The following is a 14,862-nucleotide window of genomic DNA, read 5'->3' as shown; positions in this document are numbered from 1 at the left end:
GCGGTTAACCCAGCGCTTTCGGCAGGATTTTTTCCACTTCGGTGTGGGGACGCGGGATCACATGCACGGAAACCAGCTCGCCTACCTTGGTCGCCGCGGCGGAGCCCGCATCGGTTGCCGCCTTGACGGCGCCGACGTCGCCGCGAACCATCACGGTCACCAGACCGGAACCGATTTTTTCGTAACCCACCAGCGTCACGTTAGCGGATTTCACCATGGTGTCCGCGGCTTCGATGGCGGAGACCAGACCTTTTGTTTCAACCAGACCCAACGCTTCTTGTTGCATATCAACCTCGATAGTTTTAATAACGATGAATAAACCCGGCGGTATTGTCGTAATGGCGGTAATACCCGGTAATAAATAATTTCATTGCCCTGGAATATTATGAATTTCGCCGCAAAATGTTTTGCCCGGCAGCGAGACTTTTTTGTTTTCCTGGCGGTTGGGGAGACAATAAAATCCACGCCGTGGTAAAAAATATTTCATTTCATGACGCGCGTTTTTAAATCGGTCATTTCTCGGGGGAAATAAATATCCACCACCAGATATATTTGTTATTCGGATCACATTTAATCGCGTTTAATAAATCAACGGCGCTATACCAGCCGGGCAATTTCCGCCGCATCTCTGGCGATCATTTTTTCTTCGTTGGTGGGGATTACCGCAATGGTGGGTGAGCCCGCGGCGGAAATCACCCCGCTGCGTCCGCCGACCAGCGCGGCATTTTGCCGTTTATCCAGTTTTAACCCCAGCACCGACAGACGTTCGACGGTTAACTCTCTGATCAGGGCGGAGTTTTCGCCAATACCGCCGGTAAAGACCACCGCGTCGAGTCGGGAAAGGGAGACCAGATGCGCCCCCAGATGGCGCGCCAGCCGATGCACCATAACGTCAATAGCCAGACCGGCCCGTTCGTTGCCGTTTTCACGCGCCTCCTGCAATACCCGGCAGTCGCTGGAGATGCCGGAAATGCCGTACAGGCCAGAGGCGTTATTCACCGTCTGGTAGATGGTCTCAATGGACTGCCGGGTACATTTGGCGATGTAGGCGGCGGCGCCGAAATCCAGATCGCCGCTGCGCGTGCCCATCACCAGCCCTTCCAGCGGCGTCATTCCCATCGAGGTATCCACGCTGCGGCCGTTTTTAATCGCGCAGACGGATGAACCGTTGCCGAGATGCGCGACCAGAATGCCGTGATTGTCCGGCGGCAGATCCAGCATGGATAAGGTTTCACCCGCGATATAACGGTGCGATGTGCCGTGGAAACCGTAGCGTCTGACCTGGTATTTACGCTGGTATTCGTAAGGGATCGCGTAGGTATAGGCCGCCGGCGCCAGCGTTTGGTGGAAGGCGGTATCAAAGACCGCAACCTGCGCCAGCGCGGGTAAAAGTTCCATGGCGGCTTCAATACCCGTCAGGTTCGCCGGATTATGCAACGGCGCCAGCGGCGACAACGCCTTTATTTTTTCCATCACCTGCGGCGTAATTAATACGGAGTGTTTAAAGTCGCTGCCGCCGTGCGCCACCCGATGGCCGATGACGGCAAGATTATCGATCAGCTTTTTTTCTGTTAATGTTTTAAATAACACGTTTAGCGCCTCGCGATGATTGGCCTCCTGCAGTGAAATAACCGATTTATTTCCGTCATTATCTTTAAAAGTAATCACGGCATTATCTAATCCCAACCGCTCCGCCAGGCCGAAAAGAATAGGCTTTTCCCCGTTAACCGCAATAACGGAAAATTTTAATGATGATGAACCACAATTAATAACCAGAACCAGGGAAGATAAGGACATAGGTAGTCCCCCCATAATGAGAAAATAAAATGGCAACGGTGACGTGCGGTGTATTTCGCTATCCCCCTCGACGGGGATGTCGGCCGCCAATACATTACGTTAGCGAAAATCGTTTGTGACCGAACTCATGCAGGACGCGCCGGGCGATGGCGATATCTTCCGCCACCGTGCCGCCGCTGATGCCGATCCCGCCCAGCAGCAGGCCGTTGCGCCGGCAGGGAAAACCGCCGCCGATGGCGCACAGATTGGGCTGATGCGGTAAACCATAGAGATCGCCGCCGGGTTGAATCAGCGCCGCCAGTTCGTGCGTCGGCCGCCGTAACGCCACCGCGGTATAGGCTTTTTGATAGGCCAGCGTATGACTGATCAGCAGCGCGTTATCCATGCTGAAAAAGTAACGCTGCCGGCCATGGGCATCGACCAGACTGAACGCAATCGGCAGCGACATGGCCTGTGCGCTATCGTGCGCCAGCCGTGCCAGCAGGGCGATCGCCTCCAGGCCGAGTGAACGTTGGGAAAGCGGCGATTGCAACTCGTCGATCGCCCGATCGATCCGCCTCTCCAGCGCGGCGTCAGGATGCATCAACCCGCCGTTCATTTTCCTTACTCCTCGCCGCGTTTCGTGGCATCGACGATGCCGACAATCGCGGCGTCAATGACCGAATGTTCTTTACTGTCGGTCATGCGCGCCGAGCTTCCCGTCGAGACGATCACTATTTCGCCATTACCCGCGCCCAGCGTATCCACGGCGACCTGGGACCGTCCGGTCGGCGTCAGATGCTCGTCCAGACGAGAAACAATAAGCAGCTTCATGCCGTTCAAAGAGGAGTGTTTGGTGGTGGAGACCACCGTTCCCGTCACTGTTGCCAGATACATGCAGCCTCCTGCGGATGGGTTATCAGGGTGATTTTTCTATTGGCGATTTCATCGCGGGCCGCGGGGGTAATCAGTACGTCCGCGTCCACATACAGAGCCTGCCGGGCATCATGCAGCCTCACCTCCCGTTGCGTAATCAGACGCTTGCCGCCGCCGGGGCGGGGCAGGTCGGCCGGATGAGAAAAGGGGCGGTTTAGCGTGGCGCCTGCGCTGGCCCGCGGGGTGATAAAATGGATGCCGATGCGCTGCAGCGTATCGACGTAGCGGCGCAACTGCGCCAGATACGCCGCCGGTAATACGCTCGCCTGCCGTGCGGGGTCGCACTCGCGGTTAAGCGTCGCCATTATGCGCAGGTTTTGCGCCAGCGCCTGAAAAACCATGCGGCCTGCCAGATTGTCGCCTATCCCGAGTGCGATTTTGGCCAGACTGTTGCTGGATAGCGCAGGCAGCAGCAACGCTTCGCTGTTTTGCCAATGGGCCGGTTCGATATCCTTTTCGGTCAGTTGGCGCGCCCGCGGCAAGGCGTGGCTAATCTCTCCGGCCCAGGCGGCGCCAAGGCTTTGCGCACTATGGGAAAACAGCAAATACAGCGCATAGCCGCCCCGTTCCAGCGCCGTCAGGTAGCGCAGCGTGGCCGGAAACCCGGCGGCATCGTCGCCGGTGATCGCCACCAGCAGGGCCGGTCGCGGCGAGGCAATGGCGTGCCGCACCTTATCGGCCATGATTTCCGCGATGATGTCGTCGATCAGTAATGACAGCGTCTGGCTATTCATTGGTCATGCGCCTGTGAGGATGCTTACCCGATCGCCATTGCGTAATCCGTAGGCGTTGGCTTCCTCCACATCGATGTGCAGTTCCAGCACCGATGCCTGCGTTGCCCGGACAATCACGCGTTGCATCAGGCCGCCGCGCTTGCCTGCGGCCTGAATGCTGACTTCCATCCCGTCGCGCAGACCCTGGCTTTCCGCTTCTTCCGGGGATATGTGGATATGCCGCCAGGCGACGATCGTCCCGCGGTCCTTTTTCACGCTGCCTTGCGGGCCGACAAGTTCGATACCGGGCGAATCTTCCAGGTCGCCGGACATTCTGATCGGCGCGTCGACGCCGAGAGTAAAGCCATCGGCGACGGAAATTTCTATCTGCGTAACGGGGCGCAACGGACCGAGCACCCGGACATTTTTGATATCCCCTTTCGGGCCGCGCAGGATAACGGTTTCCTCGGCGGCGAACTGACCGGGCTGTTTGACGGCCTTCATCCGCGTCAGCGTCGAGCCGTAGCCAAACAGGATATCCATATCCTCACGGGCGAGATGAACGTGGCGATTGGAAATGCCCACCGGCGCCTGAAGCGTTGCCGGGCGCCGCGCGCCGCCGGCGGCCAGTTCCTGAACAATTTGCCGGGTGATCCGTTCTGCTTGTTGCTGGGTAGCATTCATAGGTTCCGTTACCTGGTGTGATCTTTTTTGCCGTTGACGGTGAAAATGGGTGAATAAGCCTGATGACGTTTCACTCCACTGAGCATCAACATAATCAATGCGGCGCGCTAAGTTTTGCTATTCAGGAGGACTTTATTGCCCTGCTGACGCGGGGCGTGACAATTCCGTCCAGATTAGCCTGCGATCTGCGTAATCAGGCCGTCAATATCGCCATGGGTCGGGACGTGCGGGTTGGTGGCGGTGCAGCCATCGGCCAGCGCGGCCTGAATCAGGCGTTCGCGGTGCCGAGCGATATCGGCCTGAGTAATGTTCAGCTCCAGCAGCGTGGCGGGAATGCCGAACCGGCGGTTCATCGCCCGAATCAGCCGGGTGAACTGTTGAATGCTTTCCCGTTTGTCCGCCTGCGTCGCGCCGAGTATCCGGGCGCAGCGCGCGTAGCGTTCCAGCGTTTCCGCGGATCCGTTGGCGGCGTTGTAGTCAATCACCAGCGGCAACAGCATGGCGTTAATCTTGCCGTGGGGAATATGAAATACGCCGCCCAGCGCATGCGCCATGCCGTGTACCAGGCCGAGCCCGGCGGCGTTGAACGCCATGCCCGCCATACAGGAGGCGTTGTGCATTCTGCTGCGTGCGGCGAGGTCTTTTTCGTGGTCGAACACCTGCGGCAGATAACGCCAGACCAGCCTGATGGCCTTTTCGGCCAGCGCGTCGCTGAAATCGTTGGCGGCGGGGGAGAGGTAAGCTTCAATCGCGTGCGTCAGAACGTCCATTCCCGTATCCACCGCCACGGCGCGCGGGACGCTCAACACCAGATGCGGGTCGAGAATGGCGATGTCCGGCAGCAGTTGATCGGCGACCAGGGGGTATTTTTGCCCGTGTACGGTATCGGAGATAATGGCGTAGGCGGTCACCTCCGAACCAGAGCCGCTGGTGGTGGGAATGGCGATCAGCGTAATGGTTTTTTCCGGGCAATACTCCTGCAAGGTCACCTTGATGCCTTTAGCCGCATCCAGCGATGAACCGCCGCCGAGCGCGATAATCACCTCCGGTTGAAACGCTTTGAACTGCGTCGCGCCGGTTTGCAGGATATCCACATCCGGGTCAGGGGTGACGCCGCTGAAAATAGTGATGCGCGCGTCCGGCATAAAGCCTGCCAGATAGTCGGTTTTACCGGATTTGACCATAAAGTCATCGGTCACAATGGCGATGTTCTTGCCGTTGAAAGCGCGCAACGCCTCCGTTGCCGCTTCGCCAAAATAAACGCGCGGATTGGCAAATAATAAAGGATTTTTCATGCTGTTCGGGCTGCCTCCGTTCTGATGCGGCCACTACCCTAGCATGGGCGAAAATGGCGCCGTAGCGGCGGGCTTGTTCAGCAGAGGGATTCTTTTGTCTTCCGTGGCGCGGCAAATCAAAATAGTCCACCGTTCACATCATGGCCGGCGGTCGGCGGAGCTGAACGATGAAGAAAACAGGCGCTTCGTCGGGGCGGGGATGACAGTTCTCCTTGAACTATTCAGGTATATATTATTTTCTTTGGTTATTTGCTGGCCGGACGGCGGGGGCGAATACTTTATGCTCCCTATAATGTGAGAATGGTGCATGATTATGCTGCAACCGATCTTCACCGGACTGTTATGCGGCGCATTGCTCGGCTTTGTGATGCAACGCGGCAGATTCTGCCTTACCGGCGGCTTTCGCGATATGTATATCGCCAAAAACAACCGCATCTTTTACGCCCTGTTAATCGCCATTGCGATTCAAAGCGTCGGGGTTTTCGCCCTGATCGCCGCCGGGCGATTAAACTATGACGCCGGCGCTTTTCCCTGGTTCGGCACCGTGCTGGGCAGCTATGTGTTCGGCATCGGGATTGTGATGGCGGGCGGGTGCGCCACCGGCACCTGGTATCGCGCCGGCGAAGGGCTTATCGCCAGTTGGATCGCGCTGTTCGCCTATATGCTTTCCAGCGCCGTGATGCGATCCGAACATTTGACCGTCTTCAACCGGCAGATAAAGTCGCTGAGCACCGAACATAACTCCATTGCCGAAACGCTGGGCCTGTCGCCGTGGCTGTTTATCGCGCTGCTGATCGCAGTGACCGGCTGGCTGGCGGCGAAAGAGCTGAAAAAGCCCAGGCTGAACGTTGCCGCGCTGCCGCGGCGGAAATCCGGCCTGGCGCACCTGTTATTTGAAAAACGCTGGCATCCGTTCGTCACCGCGGTGCTGATTGGGCTTATCGCCCTGCTGGCCTGGCCGCTCAGCGCGGCCACCGGGCGGGTGTTCGGCCTGGGCATTACCACGCCCAGCGCCAATATCTTGCAGTATCTGGTGATCGGGAATGACAGGTTCCTTAACTGGGGCGTGTTCCTGGTGCTGGGGATTTTTCTGGGGTCGTTTATCGCCGCCAAAGGCAGTCGTGAATTCCGTATCCGCGCCGCCGACGCCGCGACCTCGGTGCGCAGTGTCGCCGGCGGCATTCTGATGGGATTCGGCGCCAGCATCGCCGGCGGTTGCTCTATTGGCAACGGTTTGGTGATGACCGCGCTGATCACCTGGCAGGGCTGGGTCGGGCTGGCCTGTATGATTCTGGGGGCATGGACGGCGTCATGGTATTTATTCGTCCGTCCGCAGCGCCGGGCGAATCTGCAAGCTGCCTCCAACTGATCGCGTTATAGGAGTCGTTATGATTAAAAAGCTTAATGTTATCAACCAGGTCTGCCCGTTTCCGCTGATTGAAGCCAAAGCAGCGATGGCGACGCTACAATCCGGCGACGAACTGGTGATTGATTTCGACTGCACCCAGGCCACTGAGAGTATTCCGCTGTGGGCGGCGCAAGAGGGGCACGTCGTCTCCGACTATCGGCAGGTGGGCGACGCCCAATGGAGTATTACGGTGAGGAAGAGCTGATCCTTACCATCGCCGGACCCGCTCACTGCCCGTCGATCCTGACCCGTTCCACCAGAAAGTCCAGCAAGGCGCGCACCCGCAGCGGCAGGTAGCCGCCCTGGCCGACGAACACGGCATGGATCTCTTCGATATCGCCCGGATTGAGCTCTTCGAGCACCGGCCGTAAGCGGCCGGCGGCAATATCGTCGCGCACCCGGAAGGCCGCCAGACGGGCCAGACCCACGCCGGCGAGCGCCAGTTGGTACAGCGCTTCGCCGTCGCTGGCCTGCACGTTGCCGGTGACCGGCACCACGATATCCTCGCCGGCGTAGCGCAGCGGCCAGCCGGGCTGGGCGCGCGCATAGTTGGCGCCCAGTCGGTTATGCCGCGCCAGTTCATCCGGCGTGGACGGCGTGCCGTGGCGTTGCAAATAGTCGGGCGCGGCGACGATGGTCATGCGCGTCTGGCCGAGTTTGCGCGCCAGCAGATTGGAGCTTTTAAGCGGGCCGGCGCGCACCGCCACGTCGGTGCGCTGCTCCAGAATATCGATGACCTCATCGGTAAGGACGATGTCCAGCATCACGTCGGGATAACGCGCCAGAAATTCCGCGGCCAGCGGCAGCAGAAAATGGTTGCCGAAGGTGACGTTGGCATTGACCCTCAGCCGCCCGCGCGGCGTCGAGTGGGCGCTGACGCAGCGCTCCGCTTCGTTCAGATCGTTCAGGATGCGTACGCCGCGCTCGTAAAAGGCGCAGCCTTCCGGCGTAAGTTGCAGTTGGCGCGTGGAGCGGTTCACCAGCCGGGTGCCCAGGCGGCTCTCAAGCCGCTTAATCAGTTTGCTTACCGCGGAGGGCGTCATGCCGCAGGCCCGGGCGGCGGCGGAAAATCCGCCCAGCTCGATGGCCTGTACAAACACCTCCAGTTCCCCGGATCGGTTGACGTCCAGACGAGACATAACGGCCTCCTTGATGACTTCAATTCATAAATGTTTTTCCTGACGCCAGTCTAGTTCATTTATGTCGTTGAGTTCATTATTTATCGACATATTGCTACTGAATTCACTGATATGAAAACACTCACTCAATTCTCCGGCTCCCTGATGCTGAGCGTGGCGCTTGCCGCCGGTCTATTCCCCGCCGCCGGGCGCGCCGCCGATGAACCGTCTTGGGTCGCGACCTGGAGCGCCAGCCCTCAGCCGGTGTGGGGTACGGATTTCCTGTTTCCTCTCAATGCGCCGAGCGAACTGCATCATCAAACCGTACGCCAGATAGCGCGCGTCAGCCTGGGCGGAGAGCGGATACGTATCCTGCTGTCCAATGCCTATGGCCGTCAGCCCGTTACGCTGGGGAAAGCGACGCTCGCGCTGCCGGCAACGGACGTTGCTCTGGTCGCCGACAGCCTGCGTACCCTGACGTTCGGCGGACGGGAAACGGCGACGATCCTCCCCGGCGCGTCGCTTATCAGCGATCCGGTCGCCCTGTCCGTGCCGGCGCTGGGGCAGGTGGCGCTAAGTCTGTATCTGCCTGAAAAAACGCCGGTCAGCACGTTCCACTGGGACGGCCGGCAGAGCGGCTGGATCGTTCCCGGCGATCGCGCGTCGGACCGCCAATGGTCCGACGCAGAGGGTGCGGCGCAGATTACCACCACGCGGCTGCTGTGGTCGGGCGTTGAGGTTGAGACGCCCGCGCCGGCGCGGGCGGTGGCGGTAATCGGCGATTCCATTACCGACGGCGCCGCCGCCTCGCTGGATAAAGACCGCCGCTGGCCGGACCTGCTGGCCGCCCGGCTGGCGCCGCATGGGGCGGCGGTGATCAACGCCGGCATCTCCGGCGGCCGTTTGCTCTCAGACGGCATGGGCGTCAATGGGCTGGCGCGGCTGGAGCGCGACGTGCTGGACCAGTCGGGCGTGCAGAGCGTTATCGTGATGCTGGGTATCAATGATATCGCCTGGCCGGGAACGGCGTTTGCACCGACCAGCCCGCGGCCGACGCTGGCGGCGCTGACGGCGGGCTATCGCCAATTGATCGCCCAGGCGCACCGCCGCGGCGTGCGCGTTATCGGCGCTACGCTGACGCCGTTCGCCGGCGCGCTGCCCGACACGCCGTTGGACGACTACTACCACCCGGAAAAGGACGCCTTGCGCCGCCAGGTCAATGACTGGATTCGTGACAGCGGCGCGTTCGACGTGGTGATTGATTTCGATGCCGCGCTGCGCGATGCGGCGCATCCCGAACGTCTCGACCGCGACGTCGATTCCGGCGATCGGCTGCATCCCGGCGATGCGGGCAACCGCGTGATGGCGGACGCCGTCGATCTCAATGCGCTGTTTGCCGATCCCACGATTTTGGACGGGAACCATTCGGCCGCGACACAGGAGCAATAAATGATGCTTTTCACCCCCTATCAACTGGGCGACCTGATATTGCCCAACCGTATCGTCATGCCGCCGATGACCCGTTCGCGCGCCGGCGACGGCAACGTGCCGACCGCGCTGATGGCGGAATATTACGCGCAGCGCGCCTCGGCCGGCCTGATTGTCAGCGAAGGTACGCAAATCAGCCGGCAGGGTCAGGGATACGCCTGGACGCCCGGCATGCACACGCCCGAGCAGGTCGCCGGCTGGCTCGGCGTAACCAAGGCGACGCATGCCGCCGGCGGGCGTATCTTCGCCCAGCTATGGCACGTCGGCCGGGTATCGCACACCTCATTACAGCCCGGCGGCGCGGCGCCGGTTTCCTCCTCGCCGCTGGTGGCCGAAGGCGTGATGTCGTTTATCGACCCCGCCGGCAAAGGGCCGCTCTCCGGCGCAGGCGAAATGGTGCAGCATTCGGCGCCGCGGGCGCTCACTACGGCGGAAATTACCGACGTGGTGCGCAGCTACGCCGACGCCGCGCGCAACGCGCTGGCGGCGGGCTTTGACGGCGTCGAGCTGCACGCCGCCAACGGCTATCTGATCAATCAGTTTATCGATTCGCAGGCCAATGCGCGCACCGACGAGTACGGCGGCAGCCTGCCCAATCGCCTGCGTTTTCTGCGCGAGGTGGTGGAGGCGGTGGCCGACGTTACCGGCGCGCAGCGTCTTGGGGTGCGGCTTGCGCCGCTGACCACCTTGCAGGGCGCCGTGGATGACACCCCGCAGGCGACCTACCTCGGCGCGGCCCGGTTGCTGGACGATCTGGGCGTGGCCTACATTCATATCGCCGAGGCGGACTGGGAGGATGCGCCGACTATGCCGGCGGCGTTTAAAGAGGCGCTGCGCCTGATCTACCGCGGTACGCTGATCTACGCCGGCAAGTACGATCTGGCGCGCGCCGAGCAGGCGCTGGGCAACGGCTGGGCCGATCTGATCGGCTTTGGGCGGCCGTTTATCGCCAATCCGGATCTGCCGACGCGTTTGCGGCTGGGATTGACGTTGAATCAACCCGACGCCAGCCGCTTTTTCGGCGGCGGGGCCGAAGGCTATACCGACTATCCCAGAGCGCGGTCGGGAGGCAAGGAATGAGTCGGAGCCGCTCCCATCCGGGCGTTTGGGCGCTGGCCGTGACCGCTTTCGCCATCGGCGTGGCGGAGTTTATCGTGGTCGGCGTGCTGCCGGCCATCGCCGCCGATCTTGACGTGTCGCTGGCGCGCGCCGGCGGACTGGTCGGCTTATATGCGCTGGCGCTGGCGATTGGCACGCCGCTGGTGGTATTGGGGCTGGCGCGTTGGCCGCGCAGGCCGGTGCTGCTGACGCTGGTGGGCGTATTCCTCGTCGGCAATCTGCTGGCGGCCTTGTCCTCTAGCTATGCCATGCTGCTGACCGGACGCATCGTCACTGCGGTGGCGCACGGCAGTTTCTTCGCTATCGGCGCGACGGTGGCCGCGCGGCTGGCGCCGCAAGGGCAGGCCAGCCGCGCCATTGCGCTGATGTTCGCCGGGCTGACGCTGGCGATGGTCATCGGCGTGCCGCTGGGAAGTTATATCGGCAATGGTTTTGGCTGGCGGCTGCCGTTCTTTGCCGTGGCGTTGCTGGCCGCAGTCGCCTGGGCGGCTACCGCGCGCTGGGTGCCGGCGCTAGCGGCGCCGTCGGCGGGCCGGGCGACGACGCAGTTGGCCGCGCTGGGCCAGCCCGCCATCCTGGCGATGATGTGCGTCACCATACTGGGTTTCGGCGCCAGCTTCGCGGCCTTCACTTTTGTGACGCCGATTCTGACCGACATTTCCGGGTTTTCCGTCCACGGCGCCAGTTTGCTGTTGATGGTGTTCGGCGCGGCGACGCTGATCGGCAATCTGGCCGGCGGTCGGCTGGCGACAAAACTGGGCTGGGCGGCCGCCTTGCGGCGTCTGCTGGCGGGGTTGCTGCTGGCGCTCGCGGCGCTGGCGCTTTTGATGCCTTATAAGCTGGCGATGGTGCCGCTGCTGTTTATCTGGGGCGCGCTGGCCTTCGGCATGTCGCCGGGCTTTCAGGCGGGTATGCTGGAGACCGCAGAGCGCTGGACGCCGCGCGCGGTGGACTTCGCCTCGGCGCTGAATATCTCGGCTTTCAATCTGGGGATTACCCTGGGCGAGACGGCGGGCGGCGCGCTGGTGGCGCAGGATCGTCTGACGCTGACGCCCTGGGTGGGCGTGCTGCTGGCGTTGCTGGCGCAGTTGCCGTTGCTGTGGCTGGCGCAGCGGCATCGCCGTCCTATACGCAGGTAAAAAAACGTCATTGCATTCCCTCGGCATCAATGCGTAATATTGGCTTAAATTGTATTTTTATCTATTTTAAGACATGCGCTCATTTCTGATTATCGTCCCCGACGGGGGAATGCTGTTTGAAGCCACGGGCATAGCCGACATTCTGATGCAGGCTAACCGTTTACAGCCGGCGGATGCTGTTCAGCCGCGCTACCAACTGACGATCGCCACCACCCAGCCTCACAATGTGGTGCATGGCATGTCGGGGTTAAACCTGCTGGCGGACCAGCGTTTATCCGATCTCGACCCCGAAGTTAAGCGCGACACCCTCATGATTACCGGCAGAGGCGTTAGCGAGCAAGAGCGCATTGATGTCGCGAACTGGATGCGTCAGGCCGCTCCTTATGCCGAACGTATCGTTTCCATTTGCGGCGGGGCTTTACTTCTGGCGCAGTCGGGTCTGCTCGACGGCCGCCGGGCGACCACGCACTGGCGCTTGCTGGACGCGTTGCAGGCGGATTATCCCAGGGTAAAAGTCGAAAGAGGGCCGATTTACATTCAGGATGGGGAGATATGGACCTCCGCCGGGGTCAGTTCGGGCTTCGATTTGACTCTGGCGCTGGTCGAAAACGACTATGGTTTTACTCTGGCCCGCGATGTGGCGCAAGATCTCGTCATGTTCTTGCGTCGGCCTGGCGGACAGTCTCAGTTCAGCCGTTATCTTCTCAATCAGTCCCGGCGCGCCGGCCCCATTCGCGACCTGCAAAGCTGGATCCTGGAAAACCTCGCCGGCGATCTCTCGGTCGACAAACTGGCCGGGCAGATTGCCATGAGTCCGCGCAACTTCACGCGCGTGTTTACGCGTGAAGTGGGGACGTCGCCGGCCCGATACGTTGAAGAGGTGCGGTTGGATGCGGCGCGCCAACTGCTGGAGCAAAGTCGGGATGGGATTGAGCAGATTGCGGCGGCCAGCGGATTCGGCAGCGCTCTCAATCTGCGCCGCGTGTTTGAAAGAAACTTGCAGCTTACCCCGACGGAATACCGAGAGCGGTTTCATGCTCGCCAGTTTGGCGTAAATTGATCTATTTACGTCATTTACGACACATCCAATCCGGCCTAAATTAGATCCTGTGATTAACAACGAGGGTTCTGATATGGTCAACGTAGGCATCAATGGATTCGGCAGAATCGGGCGCAATGTGTTGCGTGCCGCTTTAGGCAAAGACAATTTCCGCGTCGTGGCGATCAACGATTTAACGGATAGCAAAACGCTGGCTCATCTGCTGAAATACGACTCGCTTGCCGGCGTCCTGCCGGTCGCCGTCGAGGCCGCCGAGGGGGCGTTGATTATCGACGGCCAGCCGGTTCGCGTTTTCTCCGAACGGGATCCCGGCGCGATCCCGTGGCAAAGCGTCGGCGTCGATATTGTTATCGAAGCCACCGGTTTTTTCACCGACAAGGCGCAGGCCGAAGCGCACATCACCAAAGGGGGAGCCCGGCGCGTGATCATTTCCGCCCCCGGCAAGAACGACGATATCACCATAGTGATGGGCGTCAATCATGAGCAATACGATCCGGCCCGTCACCGCATCATCAGCAACGGCAGTTGTACCACTAACGGCCTGGCGCCGGCCGCTTTGGTCCTTCATCAGTCTTTCGGCATCGAACATGGTTTGATGAATACCACGCATGCCTATACCAATAGCCAGGCTTTGCACGATCAGCCGGAAAAGGATCTGCGCGGCGCCAGAGCGGCGGCGCTCTCCATCGTGCCTTATTCCAGCGGCGCGGCCAAAGCGATCGGCAAAGTGATCCCGGAATTGGATGGGCGTTTGACGGGATATTCTTTAAGAGTGCCGGTTCCGGTGGTTTCCATCGTCGATCTGTCGGTCACGTTGAAGCGGGCGGTGACGGTGGATGAAGTCAACGCCGCCTTCCGTAACGCGGCCGAGTCGGGCGCGCTGAAGGGCATTCTTGGCTATAGCGACGAGCCGCTGGTCTCGTCCGATTACCGGGGGGATCCGCGCTCGTCCATTATCGACGGGCTTTCCACGCTGGTCATCGGTGGCAATATGGTCAAGGTGCTGGCGTGGTATGACAACGAATGGGCGTTTTCCAACCGTCTTATCGATCTGGCCCTGTTGCTGGAGGAAAAAGGCCTATGACCGCCCGCTTCCCCCAATAGGTTGCAGGATACGGCAGGGCGCTGCCCGGCGCGTCTTCCCTTCGCGCCGTTTTTTGCCGCAATTCCTTTGCACTTCTTGTGATAGATTGAAAAAAAACCGTATAAAGTGGCGGTATCGGATAAGGCCGCCGCGGCTTATCCGGTGACGGATGGCGCTCGCCAATCCCTCCTTTTCATTCTTTCATCGGGGTAACTGAATAGATGAGCTATCTCAAGGTGTTGACGATTGGTTTTGTCTGTGTGCTGCTGCTGTCATTTTGGCAGAGTTATGCTAAAGCAACGCAGCGCGGGGAGACCTTCACCGGCCAGAGTTGGTGGGGAACCAGGCGCGACTCCGCTGGGATGGCGCCGGATGCGGTGAAATTCCGTCAAACGGCGATAGTGCAAATCTATGCGGCGCCCGCCTACGGCTGGCGAGGGCTGGTGGCGGTGCATCCGTGGATCATCTTCAAGAAAGCCGGCGAAACCCAATACAGCCGCTATGAGGTCACCCGCTGGGGCGATGAGAATGTGATTCGTCTTAACCGCTCGATCCCGGATGGTTACTGGTATGGCGCGCGCCCGTCGCTGTTGGCGGATCATCGCGGGGCGGTGGCCGAAGCGATGATCCCGCGGATTGAGGCGGCGATCAAAAGTTATCCCTATCCCCAGACCTACCGCGCCTGGCCCGGTCCGAACAGCAATACCTTTATCGCCCATATCGGCAGGGAAGTGCCGGCGCTGAAGCTGGATATGCCGGCCAACGCCATCGGCAAAGATTACCGTGCGTTAACGCGTCCGATCGGCTTGCCTCCTTCCGGCAAGGGCGTGCAGGTTTCATTGCTGGGCGTGCTGGGTTTTACCTTGGGCGCGGAGGAGGGCATTGAGGTCAATGTGTTGGGGATTAATGTGGGTGTGGATCTCACCTCCCCGGCGCTGCGCTTGCCGTTTATCGGCCGGTTTGGCTATGACAATGTGCAACAGGAAGAGAGCTGAGAGCCGGCTTATTCATCAACAGGCTTCGCCCGAATAGCGAAATATTA

The 14,862-nt window shown here is 60.5% G+C and carries 16 protein-coding genes; 8 read left to right on the top strand and 8 right to left on the bottom strand.

Features of this window, described 5'->3' with window-relative positions; genetic code table 11:
• Positions 1-4: 4 nt before the first annotated feature.
• The 7 genes from grpH to MFP24_RS20240 all read right to left on the bottom strand — a co-directional run bounded on the left by grpH (position 5) and on the right by MFP24_RS20240 (position 5,404).
• Positions 5-286 (bottom strand): propanediol utilization system shell hexameric protein GrpH, encoded by a 282-nt coding sequence (gene grpH / locus MFP24_RS20270; protein WP_249232074.1) that lies wholly within the window; start codon positions 284-286, stop codon positions 5-7.
• 311 nt (positions 287-597) lie between these two features.
• Positions 598-1,797: a propionate kinase gene (tdcD, locus tag MFP24_RS20265; RefSeq protein ID WP_249232073.1), complete on the bottom strand. Its 1,200-nt coding sequence runs from the start codon at positions 1,795-1,797 to the stop codon at positions 598-600.
• Between the two features lie 94 nt (positions 1,798-1,891).
• Complete coding sequence (locus MFP24_RS20260) at positions 1,892-2,395, bottom strand: GlcG/HbpS family heme-binding protein (protein WP_283164125.1); 504 nt, start codon at positions 2,393-2,395, stop codon at positions 1,892-1,894.
• 5 nt (positions 2,396-2,400) lie between these two features.
• Entirely contained in the window at positions 2,401-2,673 is a 273-nt protein-coding gene (locus MFP24_RS20255) for a EutN/CcmL family microcompartment protein (protein WP_249232072.1), read from the bottom strand.
• On the bottom strand, positions 2,655-3,446 hold the full coding sequence (locus MFP24_RS20250) for a flavoprotein (protein WP_249232071.1): 792 nt from the start codon (positions 3,444-3,446) through the stop codon (positions 2,655-2,657). Before MFP24_RS20250 ends, MFP24_RS20255 begins: the two co-directional genes overlap by 19 nt.
• A gap of 3 nt (positions 3,447-3,449) precedes the next feature.
• Positions 3,450-4,109 carry a phosphate propanoyltransferase gene (locus tag MFP24_RS20245; RefSeq protein ID WP_249232070.1) on the bottom strand — a complete coding sequence of 220 codons (660 nt, stop codon included), beginning with the start codon at positions 4,107-4,109 and terminating at the stop codon, positions 3,450-3,452.
• A gap of 173 nt (positions 4,110-4,282) precedes the next feature.
• Entirely contained in the window at positions 4,283-5,404 is a 1,122-nt protein-coding gene (locus MFP24_RS20240) for a 1-propanol dehydrogenase PduQ (protein ID WP_249232069.1), read from the bottom strand.
• Positions 5,405-5,717: 313 nt separating this feature from the next.
• On the opposite strand from MFP24_RS20240, the gene tsuA reads away from it, so the two are divergent.
• Together tsuA and tsuB are read left to right on the top strand one after the other, a co-directional pair.
• Positions 5,718-6,773 (top strand): thiosulfate utilization transporter TsuA/YeeE, encoded by a 1,056-nt coding sequence (gene tsuA, locus MFP24_RS20235; protein ID WP_249232068.1) that lies wholly within the window; start codon positions 5,718-5,720, stop codon positions 6,771-6,773.
• A gap of 19 nt (positions 6,774-6,792) precedes the next feature.
• Positions 6,793-7,017, top strand: a complete 225-nt coding sequence (gene tsuB, locus MFP24_RS20230) for a thiosulfate utilization sulfurtransferase TsuB/YeeD (protein ID WP_249232067.1) — start codon at positions 6,793-6,795, stop codon at positions 7,015-7,017.
• Positions 7,018-7,039: 22 nt separating this feature from the next.
• On the opposite strand, the gene MFP24_RS20225 is transcribed toward tsuB, so the two are convergent.
• Positions 7,040-7,951, bottom strand: coding sequence for a LysR family transcriptional regulator (locus MFP24_RS20225; protein WP_249232066.1), 912 nt, complete (start codon positions 7,949-7,951; stop codon positions 7,040-7,042).
• A 111-nt stretch (positions 7,952-8,062) separates the two neighbouring features.
• On the opposite strand from MFP24_RS20225, the gene MFP24_RS20220 reads away from it, so the two are divergent.
• The 6 genes from MFP24_RS20220 to MFP24_RS20195 all read left to right on the top strand — a co-directional run bounded on the left by MFP24_RS20220 (position 8,063) and on the right by MFP24_RS20195 (position 14,815).
• A complete protein-coding gene (locus MFP24_RS20220) occupies positions 8,063-9,379 on the top strand; it encodes an SGNH/GDSL hydrolase family protein (protein ID WP_249232065.1) in 1,317 nt (438 codons plus the stop codon).
• Between the two features lie 3 nt (positions 9,380-9,382).
• Entirely contained in the window at positions 9,383-10,498 is a 1,116-nt protein-coding gene (locus tag MFP24_RS20215) for an alkene reductase (RefSeq protein ID WP_249232180.1), read from the top strand.
• Positions 10,495-11,676, top strand: coding sequence for an MFS transporter (locus MFP24_RS20210; RefSeq protein ID WP_249232064.1), 1,182 nt, complete (start codon positions 10,495-10,497; stop codon positions 11,674-11,676). The genes MFP24_RS20215 and MFP24_RS20210 overlap by 4 nt, the downstream gene beginning before the upstream one ends.
• Before the next feature lie 73 nt (positions 11,677-11,749).
• Positions 11,750-12,736, top strand: a complete 987-nt coding sequence (locus MFP24_RS20205) for a GlxA family transcriptional regulator (protein WP_249232063.1) — start codon at positions 11,750-11,752, stop codon at positions 12,734-12,736.
• 73 nt (positions 12,737-12,809) lie between these two features.
• Positions 12,810-13,820 (top strand): type I glyceraldehyde-3-phosphate dehydrogenase, encoded by a 1,011-nt coding sequence (gene gap, locus MFP24_RS20200; RefSeq protein ID WP_249232062.1) that lies wholly within the window; start codon positions 12,810-12,812, stop codon positions 13,818-13,820.
• A 221-nt stretch (positions 13,821-14,041) separates the two neighbouring features.
• The gene (locus tag MFP24_RS20195) at positions 14,042-14,815 is read left to right on the top strand and encodes a DUF3750 domain-containing protein (RefSeq protein ID WP_249232061.1); all 774 of its coding nucleotides are present in this window, start codon (positions 14,042-14,044) and stop codon (positions 14,813-14,815) included.
• Positions 14,816-14,862 lie beyond the last annotated feature (47 nt).

The sequence above is a fragment of the Brenneria tiliae genome (assembly GCF_023347575.1).
Classification (GTDB): Bacteria; Pseudomonadota; Gammaproteobacteria; order Enterobacterales; family Enterobacteriaceae; genus Brenneria; species Brenneria corticis.
Note: the sequence above shows the minus strand (reverse complement) of the source record. Positions and strands in the feature narration are given on the sequence as shown.

What these genes read in the sequence shown, in the direction of transcription:
- grpH (WP_249232074.1), bottom strand. Translation starts at nt 286, where the DNA reads ATGCAACAAGAAGCGTTGGGTCTGGTTGAAACAAAAGGTCTGGTCTCC.
- tdcD (WP_249232073.1), bottom strand. Translation starts at nt 1,797, where the DNA reads ATGTCCTTATCTTCCCTGGTTCTGGTTATTAATTGTGGTTCATCATCA.
- MFP24_RS20260 (WP_283164125.1), bottom strand. Translation starts at nt 2,395, where the DNA reads ATGAACGGCGGGTTGATGCATCCTGACGCCGCGCTGGAGAGGCGGATC.
- MFP24_RS20255 (WP_249232072.1), bottom strand. Translation starts at nt 2,673, where the DNA reads ATGTATCTGGCAACAGTGACGGGAACGGTGGTCTCCACCACCAAACAC.
- MFP24_RS20250 (WP_249232071.1), bottom strand. Translation starts at nt 3,446, where the DNA reads ATGAATAGCCAGACGCTGTCATTACTGATCGACGACATCATCGCGGAA.
- MFP24_RS20245 (WP_249232070.1), bottom strand. Translation starts at nt 4,109, where the DNA reads ATGAATGCTACCCAGCAACAAGCAGAACGGATCACCCGGCAAATTGTT.
- MFP24_RS20240 (WP_249232069.1), bottom strand. Translation starts at nt 5,404, where the DNA reads ATGAAAAATCCTTTATTATTTGCCAATCCGCGCGTTTATTTTGGCGAA.
- tsuA (WP_249232068.1), top strand. Translation starts at nt 5,718, where the DNA reads ATGCTGCAACCGATCTTCACCGGACTGTTATGCGGCGCATTGCTCGGC.
- tsuB (WP_249232067.1), top strand. Translation starts at nt 6,793, where the DNA reads ATGATTAAAAAGCTTAATGTTATCAACCAGGTCTGCCCGTTTCCGCTG.
- MFP24_RS20225 (WP_249232066.1), bottom strand. Translation starts at nt 7,951, where the DNA reads ATGTCTCGTCTGGACGTCAACCGATCCGGGGAACTGGAGGTGTTTGTA.
- MFP24_RS20220 (WP_249232065.1), top strand. Translation starts at nt 8,063, where the DNA reads ATGAAAACACTCACTCAATTCTCCGGCTCCCTGATGCTGAGCGTGGCG.
- MFP24_RS20215 (WP_249232180.1), top strand. Translation starts at nt 9,383, where the DNA reads ATGCTTTTCACCCCCTATCAACTGGGCGACCTGATATTGCCCAACCGT.
- MFP24_RS20210 (WP_249232064.1), top strand. Translation starts at nt 10,495, where the DNA reads ATGAGTCGGAGCCGCTCCCATCCGGGCGTTTGGGCGCTGGCCGTGACC.
- MFP24_RS20205 (WP_249232063.1), top strand. Translation starts at nt 11,750, where the DNA reads ATGCGCTCATTTCTGATTATCGTCCCCGACGGGGGAATGCTGTTTGAA.
- gap (WP_249232062.1), top strand. Translation starts at nt 12,810, where the DNA reads ATGGTCAACGTAGGCATCAATGGATTCGGCAGAATCGGGCGCAATGTG.
- MFP24_RS20195 (WP_249232061.1), top strand. Translation starts at nt 14,042, where the DNA reads ATGAGCTATCTCAAGGTGTTGACGATTGGTTTTGTCTGTGTGCTGCTG.